This window comes from Nocardia sp. NPDC050799 (assembly GCF_040654015.1).
In the GTDB taxonomy this organism is placed as follows: domain Bacteria; phylum Actinomycetota; class Actinomycetes; order Mycobacteriales; family Mycobacteriaceae; genus Nocardia.
In genome coordinates this window covers 143,678-162,330 of sequence record NZ_JBFAHF010000017.1, presented here as the reverse complement: position 1 = coordinate 162,330, position 18,653 = coordinate 143,678, and the positions used below count along the sequence as shown (strand labels likewise).

Below are 18,653 nucleotides of genomic sequence, written 5' to 3'. Positions count from 1 at the left end.
ATACTCAACACGCTCGCGCTGTTTTATGGTGAGCGGATAACTGGGAATTAAACGGAACGGTCACTGTTCCGCCCACAAAAATTCTGACACTCTCCTCCTGATATCGACTGTTCCGTAGGGCGGTTACTACCGGAACCCCACCTCAGACGAGTTGTCCATAATTCGATGTTTTGTTGGACAGTGAAGTCGACATTATCGCTGCTCAACGATGCTTCATAGGCCATCGCGTCCATAATGACCCGTTTTGTGAACGCGTGCGCGGCCGGTCCTTGCCGCCTCTTTCTGCCGGCCGTGTTGCCGGGCCGGTCAGCACGACGAAGGTGTCGAACACAGGGGAGAGGGCTGCTTCGCGCCAGTCGAAGCACGGCACCCAGGGTGTCAGCGGCTATGATCGCAGGCGCAAGGTCTGCTCAGGAGCGAATGTCAAGAGGTTCAACGCCAGATGAAAACTCATCTCCCGGCTCGCTCCCACTAGGTGCTCTTTCGAGATGTCCTCCGCCAAGCTCGTCGCCCACCGCGCCCTCGCGCGTCTGCGCGGCGCCCTCAGCCAGTTCTCGCGCGCAACGCACAGGGAGTACCGAGACACGGCCGCAAAAGTAGGGCTGCGCACGCGGACAGCCGAGGATGGCGATTTCGCGTTGGCCGAACGGATCCGGCGAGACTTCGGCGACAGCGGAGCCGCAGCAACAGCACCGACAGTCGATCGGCCGCTGATGCTCAAAGGCGTCGACGTTCTGCAACAGATCGCAGCACGCTACGGCGATTCGATCGTTTTCCACGGTTCACCGTTACTTTTGACAAGGATCGAACCGCGCCAGCCCAGCTGGAAACGTGGCCTGTACCCAGACGGCGACCCAGCGGTCTGTGCCGACAAAACCTTCGACATCCCGCTGTTCATGAGCATGTTCAAGCACCACGAGATCGCATACGAGCCTCGAACCGAGGGCGGCATGGTCTACCGGGTCAAAGGACTCGATACCGGCGAAGTGGACCTGGATGCCACTGTGGGCTATGTCCACATCCTGCGACGATCCGATTTTTCCGAGGTCGAGCTCCCGCTGCCCCAGGGGTACCCGGGTCCTCTGACAACGCGCCCGCCTGAACTAAGGGCATTCGCGCCACTTCAGCCACTTGCCGTCGTCGAAGTCCGAGCGACCGACTTCCCGTTCCCGCTGCTGCCGAAATAGCGGCGTACCGAGCAGCGTCCGTTCTGACTGGCGCGTATGGGTCAGACCGAACCGCTGCGCCCGGCAGCGCTCACGTTCAAATGTCGTAAAAGGATGTATTGTTGGACACTTCGCGCCGAATAATCGCTGTTCAACGATATTCAGAGCCCTGTGGGTGTCCAGAAAAGCTTTTTGATGAACAGGAGTCAGTCGCTCGGGCCCGAGCGTTTGCGGGGGTGAAACGCCCGAGCCGAGCTCATGCGCCTCGCGACAGGGGCTTCGGCGGCCCGCCGAGGGTTTCGCGGACCACGCCGCACAAGAGGAAGGAGCCGTCCAGATATACTGGGTGAGTGCCGTCTTCGCTTTCTGGGATGTTCTGCACGACGGTGGAGAGATTGACGCAGGTCACGAGGGATGAGGTCACCGGCGTCAGCGGACACGTCGTCAGTGTTGCCGGGGAAGCGAAGGGAGCGGCGGGTTCCCTGGCACAGGCCGGCGCGCAGGGGGAGAAGACGGTCAGCCAGACGACCGATACCGTGTTGTACGGCAGGCTCGGGCAGGACTATGACCGATGGGCCTCATTTTCCCCTGACGACGTGTGGGTGGAGCCGTTGGAGCGGGCAGACGGAAGTCGCCTCGGATATGAGATGCCCGCCGCGCAGGGAGATGTCGATACCTCCAGGTTTACCAGCCCCAACCTGGACATGTCCGGCGTTGTGGAGATGCTCGAGCACCCGGCCGATATGGCGGAGTCGTGGATGCGCGGCCCGTTCACCCCGCCGTGGTCCGGGGAACCGAAGATTCTTCGTTCACACGGCGTCTTCGATGGCCGAGGCATATTGCTGAACGCCGACCTCGGCGCTGGGGCCGAGCGATCGGTGCTCATCGTCGATGGTTCGACAGCCGCGAAGGTCGCTGAGTCACGCGGTCTGCTCGGCGCAGGAGCAGGCGGGTCGGAGTTGTACCTCGACTCGTGCGACACGGGCGTCGTCGGCGGTGCTGCCGAGTCGTTCGCGTCCACCTTGGGCAAGTCAGGGTCTTTCTCGGGGACGGTGATTGCTCCGACAGACAAAAGTGCCACGGTAGGGCTCCCGGGCGAAACGGTGCCGCGTCCCGCAGTTGTGGCGAACTATGACCAGGACGGTGAAATGCTCCCGCTGTTCCGAACCTTCGACGTCCAGAATCAAGCTGCGGCCGAGTAATGGCCGGGCGTGGTGGGTTGATAACTATCGCTTCGCACTGTCGGGGACTGAAGTACGGAACCCGCACACCTCAGAGAGATGTTCATTAAATGATCGTTTCTTGAACAACTCGGCCGAAACGGTCTCCGGCGCGGGAACGCTGAGGTCGATCGAAATCGGCGACTGTTCAAAAAACATGTCGCAAAGTCAGATTGTTCAATAACATCGGGTAACCCTTTGTTGTACTGTTTCCGGGTGACGAAGACCGGTGCGCTCGAACCACTCTCCCTCGACGGCGATGCCCTGGACCCGGTCGGTGGGGGAGGAGCACTGATCGGGTACGCCCGCGTCTCCACCCGAGACCAGAACCTGGACCGGCAGACCCGCGCCTTGAAGGCGGCCGGGTGCAAGAAGGTGTTCGCCGACAAGAAGTCCGGCAAAGACGTCGAGCGCGAACAGCTGTCGGCGTGCCTGGACTACATGCGCGCCGGCGACACCCTCGTGGTCGCCTCCCTGGACCGGCTCGGCCGCAGCCTGCAGGACCTGATCTCGATCGTGGCCGACCTACGCCGCCGCGGGATCGGCTTCCGGTCCCTGCACGAAGCACTCGACACCACCACCCCCGGCGGGCGCCTGGTGTTCCATGTCTTCGCCGCGCTGGCCGAATTCATCCGCGAGCTCATCGTCGACGGCACCCACGAAGGCCTCGCCGCTGCCCGGGCCCGCGGGCAGCGCCTCGGCCGGCCACCGGCGATGAGCGAGGAACAGGTCCGGCAGGCCCGCGCGCTGCTGACCCGGCCGGATGAGTCGGTATCCTCGATCGCGCGGCTGCTGGGGGTATCGCGGACCACGCTGTACAAGTACGTTCCTGAACTAACGGCAAGTTGAGCACCGCCGCTGCTGCGACGGACGGGAACGCCCGGATCCAATAGATCGAGGCATCAGTGCCGCCTCTCCTGTGTCAAAGGTCGAACGCCCGGCGTACCAACTCCGCCAGGCGAATTCCTCGTTTTTGCTCTATTTCATCCAAACGTCCTGGGTAACGGTGTTCTATCACCTCCTGCACCCACTGGTTTACTGCTGCTTTTTTGGGGCGGCTCAGGTTCTCTCGCGCCGGCGCCTGCAGGCCCGCTCGGCGCCGGTACGCGCGCTGCCGGTGAGCTCGGCTGCAGTACCTCCGTGGCCGCCCCCGTCGTGCCACCGTGAACGCGGCTCCGCATTCCAGACAGGCACCTCCGCGTTCATGCACCGGCAGGCCGGTCAGCAACTCGTAGAACTCCGGCGTCTGCAGCACCTGCCGTATAACATCTTCGCCCCTTTGCTGCCCCGCGACAGGCACACCAGCCTCCGATGCCAGAAGGTCAAGGACCGCCTCGGCGTAACTGCGCACATCCCCAGATAGGTCGACTATGTGTTGCTCTCTCCCGCTCCGCGTGATCCGATTCGTCACGTGAGCGCCGAGGCCGTCTCGTCGCCGTGGCCGGCGCTTGCCCTTACGGCTACTCATCGCCGGCCCCCTTCCGACTACGACGCCGACGTGTGCGAGGGGCTGGCGGCGTCCAACGCCCGCGGAAGCTCATCACAGCGACAACTGCGGCGGTGACCGCATGGACGAGATCCGGTAGGTCATCCGGAGCGACACGGCGGGCCGCGATCACCACCACGACAACAAACCCACCCACCATCAGCAGCACCGGCAGCTTGAGCCAGAAAAGCACCCAGTCCGTGGCCACAGCAGCCACGACATCGACCATCACAGAATCCTCCCAAACGACGAAAGGCCCCCAGCGAGTCGCTGAGGGCCTGCAGAGACGAAAAAAGCTCCAGCCGAACGACTGGAGCTACATGTGGACACACCTATTGCGCCACCACGGAAAGCCTACGAAGAAAACAACTTTCCGTCAAACACCACATCTTCGCTGGTCGCAGCACTGCTCAGACGGTGCTACCTTGCTCCCCGCCGCACCGAATTTCGTAACATTCCGCCCGTATTATCGTTGACTAACGAGGTGCTTTACCTGGTCAGAGTCGGTTTTTCGTACGGACCCGCCAGAAACGCATGCCCTCATGCGAGCTTTGGATAAGCGGCGGCTCGTCGAACCGACAAACCGCCGCATCTGCCCCTCCAGGGAGAGGCCATACATCACCACGGCGGCAAGGTGGCGTCTGCCCAGGTACCGAGGTGGCGAAACCGCCAGTGAGGGTCACTTATCGGCGGCCAGCAGCGAGGCCACGCCGGACGCGAGACCTGTCTAGCTGGGGCCTACCCCTAATAGACACACTCACCGCGCCCGCTCCCGCACCACGGCAAGATTGGAGCGGGCCACACCAGTGGTCGGGTGGCCGGGGCCCAGGATCCGCTCGGCGTCGGTGAGGTTGCGCTCGTAGAGCGGGATCGCCTCCCCGACCCGACCCGCCGCCCGGTAGGCGCCGGCGAGGTTGTTGCGGGAGGTCAGGGTGTTGGGGTGCTCCTCACCCAGGATCCGCTCGCAGTCGGTGAGAGTGCGCTCGTAGAGCGGGATCGCCTCCCCGACCCGGTTCGCCGTCCGGTGGGCGAGGGCGAGGTTGTTGCGGGAGGTCAGGGTGTTGGGGTGCTCCTCACCCAGGATCCGCTCACGATCGGCGAGGGTACGCTCCAGCAGCGGGATCGCCTCCCCGACCCGGCCCGCCGACTGGTGGGCGAGGGCGAGGTTGTTGCGGGAGGCCAGGGTGTCGGGGTGCTCGTCGCCGAGGACTCGCTCGCAGTCGGTGCGGGCGTGGTGGAGGTAGTCCAGGGCGCTGGCGTGCAGGCCCTGATCGTTCAGGAATATCCCGGTGTTGTTGCAGATTGTCGCGATCGTGGCTGTGGTGGACTCGCTGCCGCTGGTGGGGGTGTAGCTGGTGAGAGCGTCGATGTGGGGCAGCAAGTTTCGCCAGGCGGGCCAGGTGGCCGGGTTCTGTATGTCGGGCAGACCGGCGTGCAGGGTTGCGGCGGCGCGGGCGCGGGCCTGTTGGATCGCTTCTGGGTCGCGGTGCGGATCGTCGGCGTCGGGTGTGCGGGCTACGGCTTGGACGAGCCGGTGGATCGAAAGCCCGGCACCACCGGGGTCGGGGGTGATCATGTTGTAGGCCGCCAGTACCCCGAGCGCGGCGTCCACGGTGATCTGGTCGGCCGGGTCCCAGCAGAGGGTGAGAGGGATGTTGTCGGGTGCGTACCAGGCCAGGGTGCGCAGCAGTTCCCCCGCCGCGGGCTCAAGCTCCGCGATGCGGTCCAGGGTGACCCGCCAGACCCGGGCGATTGTGCGCTGCGGGTCGGTACCTGCTGCGGCCCGGTCGAAGGTGGGGGCGGGGTGGTCGGTGAGCAGGCGTAGGTAGGCGCGTGGGGTAGTGAACCGCTGATGCGCCAGGTACGCCCCGGCCTGCTCGACCGCCAGCGGCAGATACCCCAGCGCCTCGCACAACTCCGCGACCCCGTCCAGATCCCGCGGTCCGCCCGCGGTGATCAACCCGGTCAGCAGCCGCTGCGCCTCGTCGGCGGCCAGAACATCCAGTGAAACGATCACCGCGCCGGCCTGCCACGGCACCGACAACCGGCCGGTGATCAAAACTTTCCCGGTCCGGGCCCGCGCCAGCACCGGCGCGATATCGGCGGGATCTTCCACGTTGTCCAAGATCAGCAGCCACCCGGTGTGGGTCGACAGCCACTGCAATCCCCGCTCGGCCAGATCCTGCACGGTCAGCACCTCAGCCAGTGCGGGCTGCAACCGGGCCGCCAGTCCCGCCAGCCCCCGATCCACTCCCTGCTTGGAGTCCGCGTGGATCCACACCATCGGCGCGCACCCATGGTCGCGGGTGCCAGCCCAGTAGGCGGCGAGGCTGGATTTACCGACCCCGCCCAGTCCGTGCACCGCCGCTACCACCACCGGCACCCCTTCTCCGGCCAGGGCGGCGTCCAATCGGGCCAGCTCAGGCTCGCGGCCCACGAACCAACCCGGCCACGCTTCCAGATTGTCGATTCCCGGCGGCGCCTCAACCTCGGCCGGGGGCCGGAACGCCTCCGGCGGAGGCTGCACCACCCGGGTGGTGAACTGGGTGGTGAAATCGCCGCCGACCTCGACCCCGAGAGCTGAGAACGTGGCATGCGCGGCGGGCCCGGGTGTTGCCGCCGCGCCTACCGAGGGTCCGGCGGCTCCGAAACCACCTGCACATCGGTCACCGAAAAGTCCCCGGCAGCCTTCACGTCCTTCGCGATCACACCGCTGGCACCGGCCGCGCGGATCCCGCGGACCTCGACCCGGCCGGCCTCCACCCGCTCCAGCCGCACGCCCACCAGCTCTGCGGCTTCGGACGAATGCCGCTCGATCACATCCAGCAGCACCTGCACCGCGGCCGCCAACTCCGCATCCGCGCCCGCGCCCGCCGCCTCCAACTCCTCGGCCAGCACCACTTGACGTGCCGGAGCCTGGGGGCGGGCCTCGACGACCTCCACATCCACCGATGAATACCGCCGCCCCAGTATGTCTTTCACCTTCTGGTAGGCATCGCCCACCGCCAGTTTCGCGGTCTCACTCACCCCTGCCGCCAAACCGGCCGACACCGCCGACGCAGCAGCCATCGCCGCCGCCATAACCTCCGGGCCCACCCGGCCACCCCTCTCCATCGACCCCGCCTCGCTCGACGCCGGCGGTGTAAGGCACAAGGTAGCGGAAAACCCGATCCTGCAACGTCATTCGAACCGTCCCTCACCCCGTTGGCAACCCACCGGCGATGTCTATCTGGGGTACACCCCACCTGGACATATGTCGATCACTGCTGAATTTGCGTGCGTATAGCATCGCAAGAGCAAACTCTGAACCTGACGCCGACCGGTTCAGGCCCAAGCACAGGTGTCCACCCTTCACGCGGGACTCCATAACCTCGCCATGGAGGTTGAACCACCCCGGGTCTGGTGCTCACCTTCTTTCTTGGGAAGGATGGGCGAATCATGCCTGCGAAGTACGACGAAGCGACCAGGGCCAAGGCTGTCCGGCTGGTCGTCGATCACCGTGACGACTACGACAGTGAGTGGGCCGCGATGAAAGCGGTCTCCGCGCGGTTGGGAATGACTACGGAGACCCTGCGCAAATGGGTGCGTAAGGCCGCGGTCGACGCCGGTGAGGCCGACGGGGTCACCACGGAGTCGGCGCGGCAGATCCGCGAGTTGAAACGCAAGAACGCCGAGCTCGAGCAGACCATCGAGATCCTGAAGGCGGCAGCGAGTTTCTTCGCGCGGGAGAGCGACCCGCGACACCGTCGATCTGCGAGTTCATCGCCGAGCATCGCGCTCGGTTCGGGGTCGTTCCGATCTGCCGTGTGCTGAGAGCACACGGTGTCAAGATCGCCCCATCGAAGTGGCCCGCTGCACTGTGGAGCGGCTGATGCGGAACAACGGCTGGGGTGGGGTCGTGCGACGTAAGAAGGTCCGCACCACGGTGTCGGATCCGACGGCGTCGCGGGCACCGGATCTGGTGGATCGCCAGTTCCGGGTTCCGGCACCGAACGTGCTGGTCGTGGCTGATTTCACGTACGTGCGGCTGGTGTCGGGGGCATTCCTCTATACCGCTTTCGTCATCGACGCCTACGCCGGGCGGATTCTGAGATGGGAGTGCTCGACGAGCAAGGAAACCGCCTTCGTCGAGTCCGCGATACGGCAAGCCGCGGGGTTGCGGTCCCGGCAAGGGTGCCCGTGGGACGGGGAAACGATTCATCATTCGGATGCCGGATCGCAAGGCGGATTCAACTGGTCGACGCAACACTTTGCTGTTGCAGCGATTGTAGGTGATGTTCCATCGCTTCGGCGGGGGTGCGCCATTCGAGAACCTTCCGCGGTCGTGTGTTGAGGGTATGGGCGACGGCGGCAAGATCCTTCGCGGTCCACCGTGACAGGTCGGTGCCCTTGGGAAAGAATTGGCGCAGAAGGCCGTTCGTGTTCTCGTTGGTTCCGCGCTGCCAAGGACTGCGCGGGTCGGCGAAGAAGACCGGGACACCGGTCTTCGATGCCAGCTCCGCATGGGCCGACAACTCCTTTCCCCGGTCCCAGGTCAGGGACTTCAGCATCGGCTCGGGGATCTTCCGCAGCGCCGCCGATAGCGCTTTGTTCATCGATGACGCCCCGTAACCGCTGCGCGCGGTACCGTTCTTTACCGGCACTGTCTTTCCTCATCCTTCCTCGCGAGGCAAGTGGACAAGGACTGTGAACCGGGTGGACCGGTCGACAAGGGTGCCGATCGCCGAGCGGTCGGTGCCGATGATGAGGTCGCCTTCCCAGTGGCCCGGATTCGCGCGATCCTCGGCTTCGGCGGGCCGGTTACTGATCAGAACGTCGGCAGTGATGTGGGCCCAGGCGACGCGCTTGGGGCGGGCCCGGGGCATGCGCAGTGACCGGCCGGTGCGCAGAGTCAGGATCAGTTCCCGATCGAGAGCCCCGCGCCCTTCGATATACAGTGCCTGGTAGATGGCCTCGTGGCTGATCCGCATCGACGTGTCGTCGGGGAAGTCGATCTTCAGTCGCTGCGCGATTTGCTCCGGGCTCCATGCCTGGACCCATTGCCTGTCGGAGCGGTGCGGTTTGTTGCGCCCGGTCCAGGTTCCCGTCGGCGGTCCGGTGGCGACCCTGCCCTTCACATCGGTGATCCGCCCCGCCAGGCGCTGCTGGACGTAGTCCCGGAGTTGCCTGTTCTCGGCGAGCTTCGCCGTTTTCGGGCGTCTGGCGAACAGTTCGGCTTTCCACTGGGCAACCGAGGCGCGGTAGTCGAGTTTGCCGCCGCGGGTCGCGGCGTTACGCCGCAGCTCACGGGAAATGGTCGACGGGCTGCGGCCCAGGACTTGCGCGATCTGCCGCACGCCCTTGCCCTGCACCCGCAGCAGCGCGATCTCCTCACGCTCGGCGAACGACAGATAGCGGCCGCCGGGCCGGCTCCACGAATACGGTGACACCCCGCCAGCATCGCGGAACCACCGACTGCCCTTGACAGGCGATACCCTCACTGCGACACCAGCTTCCGCTGGCAGCAGGCCTTCGGCGATCTTGCCCCAGAACAGTCGCTCCACCGACCGCGGAAGCCCGGGAGCCCCCGGTGACCGCATCGGCGCTCGGCCGGTGACCTCCCGCATCCAATCCGACGGCCTTCCCACAACACCCTCCATAACCTCGGGTGTTGCGTCCACCGGTTGAACCTGAGTAATACACTTCAGTGAAACTTGGTGAGGCACTGATTCTTTCGGGTTTACGCCCATCGATCGGGTCGGTCGGCGACGCCTACGATAATGCCCTGGCCGAGACCACGATCGGTCTCTACAAGACCGAAGCGATCCGCGACGACTCCCCGTTCCGGTGCGGTGCGCTGACCCGGCTTGCCGATGTCGAACTGCTCACCGCGAACTGGGTCGACTGGTACAACACCTCCCGGCTCATGCACCGCCTCGGCCGCATACCGCCGGCCGAGTACGAAGCCGACTACTATGCCAACCTGCCCCAGCAAACGGCTGGAGACAGATAACCTGGTGCGCATCGAACCCGGGGCGGTTCATCCGAGCGGCTTCCGGCCGTGGCTCCTGCAGGTCAAGTCTGCCGCTGAGCAGCGCAATGCGATCATCCACGCCATCGGGCGTGACCGCTGCGTCGACTGCGGGCGTAGCTCGGTGCGGGTCGCGTCGATATGGGCGCGGTGCCGCGCAGCGTTGACCGCGGTCATCGACTCGTTTCGGAGCTCGATCAGCGCGCCCCGCCTGTCCGGGACGATATCGACGCTCTCGACGTGGACGCCTTCGCGGCGGCGATCGAGGACTTCAACCGCGTCTACATCCGTATCCCGGTGCGGGAGAAGCTGCCCTTCACCACGCTGTCGGTGCTCGACACCCTGGCGCGCAGCGGCCCGGCGCGGCTGACCGATCTGACCCGGACCGAGCAGCTGACCCAACCGGGCATCACTCAACTCATCGCGCGCCTGGAGCGCGACGGGCTGGCGCTGCGCCGCCGTGACCCCGGCGATGGACGGGCCGTGATCGTGCATCTCACCGATGCCGGCCGACAGGTGCGGCGGACCCGCCATGACGACCGGGTCCGGTACCTGGCGCCGATGATCTCCGAGCTGGGCGCCGGGCACTTGCCGCCGCCTTGCCCGCCCTCACCCGGCTGACCCAGCTGGGGGGTGAGCGCTGACACCTGGGCTCGACTCCGAGAAGTGCACGGTCGCGGCGGCTCCGCGACCGTGCGCTCGTCTTCCCCGTCGCATCGCTTCGTACGGTATTACCTGAACGCCTCGATATTGCGCTCCGCCCAGTCGGCGAAGGCGCGCGGTGGCCGTCCCAGCAGTTGCTCGATATCAGGGCTGACCCGCTGTTCGGCTTCCGTGGGCGTGCCGAGTACGCCGAGCGTCGCTTCGACCACCGGCTCGGGCATGTACTCCGCCATCCGGTCGCGCGCCTCGGCCCGGCTCAGTTCGGTGAACCGCACCGGTTCGCCCAGTAGGTTCGCGATCACTCCGGCCTGCTGTCGGGGTGTGATCCCCACGGGCCCCGTGAGCGTATAGGTGTTTCCCCCGTGTCCCGGTTCACGCAGGGCGAGGGCGGCGACCGCGGCGATATCGGCCGGATCGACGGCCGGAAGGCCGATATCGCCGAAGGGGGCGGCCACTTCCCGGCGGGCATGGACGCTGTGTGCCCACTGCAGCGCATTGGAGTCGAAGTTCCCCGGTCGCAACACGGTCCACTCCAGGCCCGACTGCCGGATGGCATGCTCCAGATGCGGGGAGTGACGCTGGGTACCGACCCCTTGCGACGACAGTAGCACCAGCCGCCGGACCCCGGCCCGGCGTACCACCTCGACGACGGCGTCGATATCGCCGGCGGCCAGGAAATCCGCTGCGGTGAGCAGGAACAGCGAGTCCGCGCCACGCAACGTGTCCTCGATACTCTCGGGGGTGATCAGATCGGCCTGCCGGAAGTGGACTCCGGCCGGTACCTCCGCTTTCTTCCGTGAGACGGCGGTGACCTGTTCCCCGGTTCCGGCCAAGGCCTCCACCAGGGGCCGGCCGACATTTCCTGTTGCTCCTGTAACCACGATCATCTCGTAACTCCCGTTCTCGACTGGCCTTTCGGACGATCCGACGGTACTTTCCTGTTGCTAGTAGGTACCTAGGGGAAAGTGAGGGGATTGTGATCGAGACCACACGCGAGGTGGATCCTGAACTCGCCTGCCCGATAGCCCCCGTTGTGGATATCGTGTTCAGCCGGTGGACCACGCCGATTCTCTGGACGCTCAACGAATTCGGCCGGCAACGATTCGTGGAACTTGAGCGGCGGATCATCACCATCACACCGAAAGTGATGACCCAGCGGCTGCGTCAGCTCGAACGGGACGGCCTCGTCGTGCGCACCTACTATCCAGGGGTCCCACCGCGGGTCGAATACGAGATCAGCGAACTGGGCCGGAGCTTGGCGCCACTGTTCGCGACCCTGGCCGAGTGGTCGGTCAACCTGGACAAGGTCGAGGAAGCGCGACGGGTGTACGACGCCCGGAAGAGCGTCTAGGTCCGGGCCCGGCCGGATGACTACCTGAAAGGTCCACTTCGTATCGGGACTGGGGCACTGCTACTTTCTCGACCGCGGGGATCTCGCTCGGAGCGGGCACGGGAGGTGGCGGGGTAGGGGAGCAGCGCCGCGTAACCGCGTCGGTGCCCTGACGTGTCTCCCGACCATGCAGGTCTGACCACCGGAGTGCGGAGCTATCGGCACAGCCCAACCCCCGCAGCACATCTCGTAGCAATTAAAGAAGGATACGTAGATATGCGCATCTAAACATATAAGTTCTATTCATCACGAACCACGTAAAACGACCCAGAACTAACAAGGGGAAGAGGGGGCCCACCCGAGCGCAACGCTCGGGTGGGGCCGTCACCTCGTCCATGGCCCGCCGCCATGATGGGACAGCAGGCCGCGGATAGTTCAGCCGACCGATTTGGCGAGCAGTTCGCCGGATCCGGCTCTCGTCGGCCGGAGTGAGTCCCGTCAGCGCAAGTCGGTCGGCCACTACCGGATGTCGGATACGTTCGCCGAGTTGCCGCCGACAGACGCCGCCGCGCTCTTGTTGTCGCAGAGGCACGTGAGCTGGCCGGTGGAGACGTCACGGCGGTTGGCCGAGTGCGGAGTGCCGGCCGATACGGGCGCGGGTGGGCCCCGGCACTGGGCCCGGCCGAGCGTGCGGTCGAGCTGGCGTCGCGGACCGGGGACCGACTGGTGCGGAGCGCGGCGCTGGACGCGCTCGCGGCGGCGCAGCTGTGGGCCGGTGACACGCTCGCTTCCGCCTCGACGAGCAGGCAGCGGGTGGAGTCGCTGGCGGGGGTGCCGGCGAGCGAGCTGGAGCTGGGGGTGTTCGATGCGGTGGTGTTGCTGCACGCGGGGCGGGCCGTCGAGGCGCTGTCAAGGCGGCGTAGTGCGGGTATCAGCGGGCCCGGACGCGGGTGCGGGCGGGCGGGAGTTCCGCCGCGGCGGGTGCGGTAGAGCTCGCGGAACTCGGCTGCACGGTGCTCCGGAGTCGCTGATGCAGGCGGTGGGCCGAGCCACCGCCTGTCACGGTGCGTTGTTGCCGCCTGCCATATCCGCGATGCGCGCGACGATGTCCGGATAGCTTTTGGTGTGGGCGCCGCCGTTGAGGTCGATGGCCGCGCCGGTCATCCAGCCTGCGGCGGCGGAGGTGAGGAACCCGATCGTCTGGGCGATATCGCCGGGTGTTCCGGCGCGTCCGAGTGGGGTGTTGTCGATGTACTCTTCGACGAGTCCGGGGACGAGGGTGGCGCCCTGAGTGAGCGGGGTGTGCACGAATCCGGGGTTGACGGCGTTGACGCGGATGCCGCGCGGCGCGAGTTCCATGGCGGCGACTTCGGTGAGCATGAGTACGCCGGCTTTGGCGGAGCAGTAGGCGCCCATCCCGACTCCGGGTCGGCGGCCGTTGAGGGAGGCCACGAGTACCACTGATCCGTTGTCGCGCAGAGTGTGGGCGGCTTCGCGGACGGTCAGGAAAGCTCCGGTGAGGCAGACGTCGACGGTGGCTTTCCAGTCGTCGAGGGAGAGGTCGGCGAGGGTGCCGGGCCGGGATATCCCGGCGCAGTCGACGATGGTGTCGAGGGGGCCGTGTTGTGCGGTGACGGTGTCGAAGAGGGTGCGCATGCTGTTCTCGTCGGTGACCTGTACCTGCTGGGCGCCGGCCCGGCCGCCGAGTTCGGTGGCGCGGGTGGTGGCCGCGTCGCCGTCGAGGTCGGCGATGACGACGGTGTCGCCGCGTTCGGTCAGCAGTTGTGCGGTGGCCCAGCCGATTCCGGAGGCGCCGCCGATGACGACCGCGACGGCGTGCTCTGTGCTCATGGGTGTTTCCTCCGTCGCTGTCGGGTGCCGGGTCCCGCGGGGCCGGTATCCGACACCGCTCCGCGGACAATCATCCATACAGGTGTCTAGCAGCCGGGGTGGGTTTTGGCTAGCATGCAGCGATGAGCACGGCTGAACTACGCACGGTGCCCGTCGGCGAGCTGGATTTCGAGGTGTGGGTGCGGCCGGGCGCGGCCACGGATGTTCTCCTGCTGCACGGTTTCCCGCAGAGCGCGGCATCGTGGGGGCCGGTGTCGGAGCGGCTGGCGCGCCGGGGCGTGGGTTCGTACGCCGTGGAGCAGCGCGGTTATTCACCGGGCGCACGACCCGCGGAGGTGCATGCCTATGGCCTCCCGGAACTGCGTGCGGATGTGCTGGGCATCTGCGACGCGCTGGGGTTGGCACGCCCCCATCTGGTGGGTCACGACTGGGGTGCGATCGTGGCGTGGGATGTGGCTGCTCGTCACCCCGATCGGGTCGCTTCGTTGACGGCGGTGTCGGTTCCGCATCCGGCGGCGTTCGCGTGGGCGCGGGAGCACGATCCGGTGCAGGCGGAGAAGTCGGGGTACCTGGATTTCCTCCGGCAGCCGGACACGCCCGAGGAACTGTTGCTGGCCGATGACTGCGCCGGGTTGCGGATCGGGTTCGGTGACGCGGTGCCCGCGGATCTGGCGGACCGGCATATCGCCCGGTTGCGGGAGCCGGGTGCGATGACCGCGGCATTGAACTGGTATCGGGCGGCCGGGGATTCGTGGGAGTCGGTTCCGCCGGTCCGGGTGCCGACGACGTTCGTGTGGAGTGATGCGGATCTGGCGGTGGCGCGGGCCGGCGTGGACCGGACCGCCGAGTACGTGACCGGTCCGTATCGGCTGGTGGTGCTGGAGGGGGTCGGGCACTGGGTTCCCGAGGAGGCGCCGGATGCGCTGACCCGGCATGTGCTGGCTCGCGTAGCGGGGTCGTGAGCGGCGCGGCGTGCGCCGGAACATTCCCACCTGGTTCGATGTTCATTGAACCATTCGCTCCGTGGGAAGGGTCCTTTGATGTCCAGTGCTCGTTTTCGTTTCGATGGTAGGACCGCGCTCGTCACCGGCGGTAGCAGCGGTATGGGTCTGGCGACCGCGCGCCGACTGCTCGACGAGGGCGCGCGGGTGATCATCACCGGCCGGGCCCGGGCGGGCCTCGACGCCGCCGCGGCGGAACTGGACGCCGGTGACCGACTGGTCACCGTGCAGGGCGATGTCGCGGATCCGGCCGACCTCGACGCGCTCGTGGATACGGCGGGTTCCCGCTTCGGCCGGCTCGATGTCGTGTTCGCGAACGCGGGGACCGCCGCGTTCCGTCCGGCGCCCGATATCACCGAGGACTACTTCGACCGTGTGGTCGCCACGAACTTCAAGGGTGTTTTCTTCACTGTTCAGAAGGCGCTGCCGTTGGTCCCCGATCATGGTGCGATCGTGGTGAACTCGTCGTGGGCGGTGCACCGCGGTGTCCCGGCGGCGGCACTGTATTCGGCGACCAAGGCGGCTGTCCGGAATCTGGCGCAGACGTTGGCCGCCGAACTGGCCCCGCGCCGGATCCGGGTCAATTCGATCAGCCCGGGCTATATCGACACGCCTTCGTATCGGGCCGAGGTCTCGGCGGAGGCGCAGGCCGCCGCGATCTCGTCGGTGGCCGCGGCACGGTTGGGTTCCCCGGCGGATATCGCCGCCGCGGTCGCCTTTCTGGCGTCGGACGAGGCGTCCTATATCAACGGCCAGGATCTGCTGGTGGACGGCGGTCTGATCACCGCAGTGCCCGCGGTCATGGTCTGAATCCTCTCCGCCGCTCCGCTTCGGCCTTCTCGCACCGGGACCGGCCGCGCCCTTACGTCGGTCGACTCACATCGACTGACCCACAACCCGCGTCGCGACACGCCACGATTATCAAATTAGAAACTGTGAGTTTTTTCGTTTGCCAATTCTGGAATCCGCCATTCGTAAGCAGTTGACGAATGGATCGGCAACTGCCACTACGTGGCGTGATCGCCGCGATCGGCATGGCTACCCCGGTCGCGCCCTGGAACGGCTGTCCGAAGCGGCGTCGATCGGGGCGGACCGGTTGCAGGTGGCCGACCGCCTACTCGGCCCAAGGCTGATTGCCGCGGGGAACCGCAAACTAGATATGTACACCGGGCCGGTGATGTCCGAGACGATATCCATGAGGTAGGCGAGGACGGCCCACCGGGCCGCCGTGCCGTCGTAGAAGGCCCAGAACTCCTGAAGCTGTCACAAGCCGCAAAGTAGGACGCGCGGGTAACGGCCCAGGACTCCCGAGGCTGCCCCCCCAGGGGGGCATGTCCTGGCGGATCGATTTCAGCGGCTGGATGTCTGTCCGTTAGCCGAACCTTCAACGGACACACGGGAGAACCTTTGCCTTGATGTGCCGACCAGGCGAGATGCCGTCTCATTTAGGGTGTCCGCTGATCTGTCCGCTGAGGGAAGGTCTACCGTACGCTTCCCGTGTTACCGCAACCCTCATCGGCTACGCTCGCTGCTCCACCGACGAGCAGGACCTGACTGCCCAGCGACATACGCTGTGTGGCCTCGGAGTCGCCGAAGACCGGATCTACCTCGACCACGGCCTCACCAGCGACACGGTCGACGCAGTCCGCGCCGAACTCACCCCTCGTGCTCAACTCACCGTCTGGCCGGATCTGTCCACCGACGTCGACGAGATCCTTGCAACTCTCCCCGATGAAGGCCTGATCGAACTCGTCCGGGAGGACGAACACGGACAGATCACCAGCACCATTGCCGACGAGACCCAGTTCACCGAACTCGCAGCGCAGATCACCGGCGCACGGACCGCAACTGTGCTTGCCCTATACGTCGACGAACGCCACCCCCTGTTCACCGCCGTTCTACCCGACATCGACGGTGTCCTGCGGGCCCGATGGAGGACCGAACCGACCCCAAGCGACCACGACTGGGCGTTCTTGAAGACCCTGCACCGAGGTCAGATCTGCAACGGCACCGTCAGCAAGATCGCCAACTTCGGGGTGTTCGTCGACATCGGCGGCTTCACCGCGATGATCAACATTCCGGAACTGCCCTGGCGGCCTGTCGACCACCCCTCCGCGATCCTCACCGTCGGCCAGGAGATCACCGCACAGGTCCTCGACGTCGATATGGTGCGCGAACGTGTGGCCCTGTCGCTCAAGGCACTGCAAGAGGATCCGATGCCGCAGATCGTGCAGCAGGTCGGCCAGATCGTCCGCGGCCGCGTCATCAAGCTCGTGTCGTTCGGCGCGTTCGTCCGTATCGAGGACCGCCGAGATGGCTTCGAAGGGCTGGTGCACAACTCCGAACTGGCCGCAGGACACGTGGACAAGCCCGAAGACGTCGTCCAGGTCGGCGACGATCTCTACGTGAAGGTCATCGACATCGACCCGAAACGCCGCCGAATCACCCTGTCACGCAAACAGGCCGTTGCAGCCAGCTGACGAGAAAGCAACCTCGACTTCTACTGCCAGGCCACCAACACGGCGGAAGAGCCTCTACCCGCGAATACACGAACGCAGGCCAAGCGCCGGGCCCGGTGCGGGACTGGCTCGACGCGCAGGGCTGGCAGTAGACCCCTGCCGGGCTCATCTGCCCGGGTCACACCGTGCAGGCGGCGCACCGGATGCCGCAGCGCGCCTACTTAAGTTGCAGCTCGTACACCGCGCGAGTCTTGCCGGGCCCGGATGAGATCCGGCATCGAACCGATCCCCGTCGAGCAGTACAGGCAGACCGGCCGCGTCTGGGACTACCCGCAAACGCTGAAACCCGCTGCTATGCGGCCTGCCTGGCTAGGTCGAGGCGACGGTTCATGTCCAGCAGGAACCGCCCGTAGGGGTTGCGCACCGCGCGGCCGAGTTCTTCGAGGGCCTGGTAGGTGGGTGTTTCAGGCCGCCGCGGGCGAACCGGCGCAGGATCGACTCCGACTCGGCGGTGCCCAGCCGCAGCGCGGTCGCGTACTTGACCATCTGGTCGTACTGCTGGGCGATCAGTTCCCAGCGGATCGGGCGGCTCAGCACCGGCCCGAGATTCCCGTAGGCGGCGTTGTCGTCGGGCCGGTACAGCCGGATGCTGCCGATGTTCTTCAACCTGGGCAACAGCCGAAACCCCAGCAGCTCGGTGAACGCGAACCCGACGATGTTCGCGCCATGGGTATCGACATAGTTGGATTCGATCTCGGCATCGGTGCAGTGCCGCAGCAGGCCCTCGATCATCGACGCCACCTCCGCCGACGAACACGACTTCAGCTGCGAATAGATGCAGACCCGGTTGCGCTCGACGTGCCAGTAGATCACCATCCCGGCCCCGCCGTAGCGCTGGTGATACTCGGTCATGAAGTTCGACTCCCACGACCCGAACTTCTTCGAATCACTCGCGCACGCCGTCTCCTGGCCCCACCACTGCGGATCCCGGTCGGCGAACGTCGCGTTGACCAGCTTGACGATCGCCCGGCGCATGTTGTCGCGGGTTACGAAGTGCCGCCGCGCATGCCGCAACGTGGCTTCGGTCTCTGCGTGCTCGCCGGTATTCGCGATCGCCTTGATGCCCATGTTGGTGCCCAACGCGAACAGCAGCAACCGCCGCCGCAGCGTGTCGCGGTCCATCCACTCACGCGAGGCCACCGACACGAACTCCATGGAGAAGTCGGTCAGGAAGTCGGCTTCCTTCAACACGTCGAGCAGGTCGATCGTGCCCCGGCGACGGGCTACCTGTCCTTGATCGCGGTCAGGTTCTCCGGGTCGACCAGTTTGTCCAGCTTCGGCACCGAGATCCACGGCTCGCCACGGCGCTTGGTGATCCGCACTCCGCCGGTACTCCCCTCGATCAGGCCCCTGTCCAACCCTTCCAGCCCGGCCGTCATCCGTGCGCGCAGATCGGTGATGAACGGG

15 protein-coding genes and 4 pseudogenes are annotated in these 18,653 nt (G+C 66.0%); 11 read left to right on the top strand and 8 right to left on the bottom strand.

Annotation, left to right across the window (positions count from 1 at the left end; translation table 11 throughout):
• Positions 1–488: 488 nt before the first annotated feature.
• The 3 genes from AB0H42_RS19475 (at position 489) to AB0H42_RS19465 (ending at position 3,235) form a co-directional block, all read left to right on the top strand.
• A complete protein-coding gene (locus AB0H42_RS19475) occupies positions 489–1,187 on the top strand; it encodes a hypothetical protein (protein WP_357057560.1) in 699 nt (232 codons plus the stop codon).
• Positions 1,188–1,516: 329 nt separating this feature from the next.
• Positions 1,517–2,368: a hypothetical protein gene (locus tag AB0H42_RS19470; protein WP_357057558.1), complete on the top strand. Its 852-nt coding sequence runs from the start codon at positions 1,517–1,519 to the stop codon at positions 2,366–2,368.
• 234 nt (positions 2,369–2,602) lie between these two features.
• Positions 2,603–3,235 carry a recombinase family protein gene (locus AB0H42_RS19465; RefSeq protein ID WP_357057556.1) on the top strand — a complete coding sequence of 211 codons (633 nt, stop codon included), beginning with the start codon at positions 2,603–2,605 and terminating at the stop codon, positions 3,233–3,235.
• Positions 3,236–3,846: 611 nt separating this feature from the next.
• On the opposite strand, the gene AB0H42_RS19460 is transcribed toward AB0H42_RS19465, so the two are convergent.
• From AB0H42_RS19460 to AB0H42_RS19450, 3 genes are all read right to left on the bottom strand, one after another.
• Positions 3,847–4,101, bottom strand: coding sequence for a hypothetical protein (locus AB0H42_RS19460; protein ID WP_357057554.1), 255 nt, complete (start codon positions 4,099–4,101; stop codon positions 3,847–3,849).
• Positions 4,102–4,629: 528 nt separating this feature from the next.
• Positions 4,630–6,399: a tetratricopeptide repeat protein gene (locus AB0H42_RS19455; RefSeq protein ID WP_357057552.1), complete on the bottom strand. Its 1,770-nt coding sequence runs from the start codon at positions 6,397–6,399 to the stop codon at positions 4,630–4,632.
• Positions 6,400–6,497: 98 nt separating this feature from the next.
• Positions 6,498–6,941: a hypothetical protein gene (locus tag AB0H42_RS19450; protein WP_357057550.1), complete on the bottom strand. Its 444-nt coding sequence runs from the start codon at positions 6,939–6,941 to the stop codon at positions 6,498–6,500.
• A 369-nt stretch (positions 6,942–7,310) separates the two neighbouring features.
• Between AB0H42_RS19450 and AB0H42_RS19445 the strand changes: the two are divergent.
• Positions 7,311–8,094, top strand: a pseudogene (locus tag AB0H42_RS19445) (DDE-type integrase/transposase/recombinase); the annotation flags it as partial.
• 7 nt (positions 8,095–8,101) lie between these two features.
• On the opposite strand, the pseudogene AB0H42_RS19440 reads toward AB0H42_RS19445, so the two are convergent.
• Positions 8,102–9,478, bottom strand: a pseudogene (locus tag AB0H42_RS19440) (IS30 family transposase).
• A 71-nt stretch (positions 9,479–9,549) separates the two neighbouring features.
• Between AB0H42_RS19440 and AB0H42_RS19435 the strand changes: the two are divergent.
• Positions 9,550–9,864 (top strand): annotated as a pseudogene (locus tag AB0H42_RS19435) (integrase core domain-containing protein); the annotation flags it as partial.
• A 168-nt stretch (positions 9,865–10,032) separates the two neighbouring features.
• Entirely contained in the window at positions 10,033–10,503 is a 471-nt protein-coding gene (locus tag AB0H42_RS19430; RefSeq protein ID WP_357057548.1) for a MarR family transcriptional regulator, read from the top strand.
• Between the two features lie 110 nt (positions 10,504–10,613).
• Here AB0H42_RS19430 and AB0H42_RS19425 read toward each other — a convergent pair whose 3' ends face one another.
• A complete protein-coding gene (locus tag AB0H42_RS19425; RefSeq protein ID WP_357057546.1) occupies positions 10,614–11,432 on the bottom strand; it encodes an NAD(P)H-binding protein in 819 nt (272 codons plus the stop codon).
• An 89-nt stretch (positions 11,433–11,521) separates the two neighbouring features.
• On the opposite strand from AB0H42_RS19425, the gene AB0H42_RS19420 reads away from it, so the two are divergent.
• A complete protein-coding gene (locus tag AB0H42_RS19420) occupies positions 11,522–11,896 on the top strand; it encodes a helix-turn-helix domain-containing protein (RefSeq protein WP_357057544.1) in 375 nt (124 codons plus the stop codon).
• A gap of 609 nt (positions 11,897–12,505) precedes the next feature.
• Complete coding sequence (locus AB0H42_RS19415; protein ID WP_357057542.1) at positions 12,506–12,865, top strand: hypothetical protein; 360 nt, start codon at positions 12,506–12,508, stop codon at positions 12,863–12,865.
• 69 nt (positions 12,866–12,934) lie between these two features.
• Here AB0H42_RS19415 and AB0H42_RS19410 read toward each other — a convergent pair whose 3' ends face one another.
• The gene (locus AB0H42_RS19410; RefSeq protein ID WP_357057540.1) at positions 12,935–13,726 is read right to left on the bottom strand and encodes an SDR family NAD(P)-dependent oxidoreductase; all 792 of its coding nucleotides are present in this window, start codon (positions 13,724–13,726) and stop codon (positions 12,935–12,937) included.
• A 122-nt stretch (positions 13,727–13,848) separates the two neighbouring features.
• Here AB0H42_RS19410 and AB0H42_RS19405 point away from each other — a divergent pair, with 122 nt between their 5' ends.
• From AB0H42_RS19405 to AB0H42_RS19395, 3 genes and pseudogenes are all read left to right on the top strand, one after another.
• Complete coding sequence (locus AB0H42_RS19405) at positions 13,849–14,688, top strand: alpha/beta hydrolase (protein ID WP_357057538.1); 840 nt, start codon at positions 13,849–13,851, stop codon at positions 14,686–14,688.
• Positions 14,689–14,766: 78 nt separating this feature from the next.
• The gene (locus tag AB0H42_RS19400) at positions 14,767–15,537 is read left to right on the top strand and encodes a glucose 1-dehydrogenase (protein ID WP_357057536.1); all 771 of its coding nucleotides are present in this window, start codon (positions 14,767–14,769) and stop codon (positions 15,535–15,537) included.
• A 1,160-nt stretch (positions 15,538–16,697) separates the two neighbouring features.
• A pseudogene (locus AB0H42_RS19395) lies at positions 16,698–17,192 on the top strand (S1 RNA-binding domain-containing protein); the annotation flags it as partial.
• Positions 17,193–17,573: 381 nt separating this feature from the next.
• Here the strand turns inward: AB0H42_RS19395 and AB0H42_RS19390 are convergent.
• Both AB0H42_RS19390 and AB0H42_RS19385 read right to left on the bottom strand, forming a co-directional pair.
• Positions 17,574–18,437: a Tn3 family transposase gene (locus AB0H42_RS19390; RefSeq protein WP_357057534.1), complete on the bottom strand. Its 864-nt coding sequence runs from the start codon at positions 18,435–18,437 to the stop codon at positions 17,574–17,576.
• Between the two features lie 32 nt (positions 18,438–18,469).
• Positions 18,470–18,625, bottom strand: a complete 156-nt coding sequence (locus AB0H42_RS19385; protein WP_357057532.1) for a hypothetical protein — start codon at positions 18,623–18,625, stop codon at positions 18,470–18,472.
• Positions 18,626–18,653: the final 28 nt, after the last annotated feature.

What these genes read in the sequence shown, in the direction of transcription:
- AB0H42_RS19475 (WP_357057560.1), top strand. Translation starts at nt 489, where the DNA reads ATGTCCTCCGCCAAGCTCGTCGCCCACCGCGCCCTCGCGCGTCTGCGC.
- AB0H42_RS19460 (WP_357057554.1), bottom strand. Translation starts at nt 4,101, where the DNA reads ATGGTCGATGTCGTGGCTGCTGTGGCCACGGACTGGGTGCTTTTCTGG.
- AB0H42_RS19450 (WP_357057550.1), bottom strand. Translation starts at nt 6,941, where the DNA reads ATGGCTGCTGCGTCGGCGGTGTCGGCCGGTTTGGCGGCAGGGGTGAGT.
- AB0H42_RS19425 (WP_357057546.1), bottom strand. Translation starts at nt 11,432, where the DNA reads ATGATCGTGGTTACAGGAGCAACAGGAAATGTCGGCCGGCCCCTGGTG.
- AB0H42_RS19410 (WP_357057540.1), bottom strand. Translation starts at nt 13,726, where the DNA reads ATGAGCACAGAGCACGCCGTCGCGGTCGTCATCGGCGGCGCCTCCGGA.
- AB0H42_RS19405 (WP_357057538.1), top strand. Translation starts at nt 13,849, where the DNA reads ATGAGCACGGCTGAACTACGCACGGTGCCCGTCGGCGAGCTGGATTTC.
- AB0H42_RS19400 (WP_357057536.1), top strand. Translation starts at nt 14,767, where the DNA reads ATGTCCAGTGCTCGTTTTCGTTTCGATGGTAGGACCGCGCTCGTCACC.
- AB0H42_RS19385 (WP_357057532.1), bottom strand. Translation starts at nt 18,625, where the DNA reads ATGACGGCCGGGCTGGAAGGGTTGGACAGGGGCCTGATCGAGGGGAGT.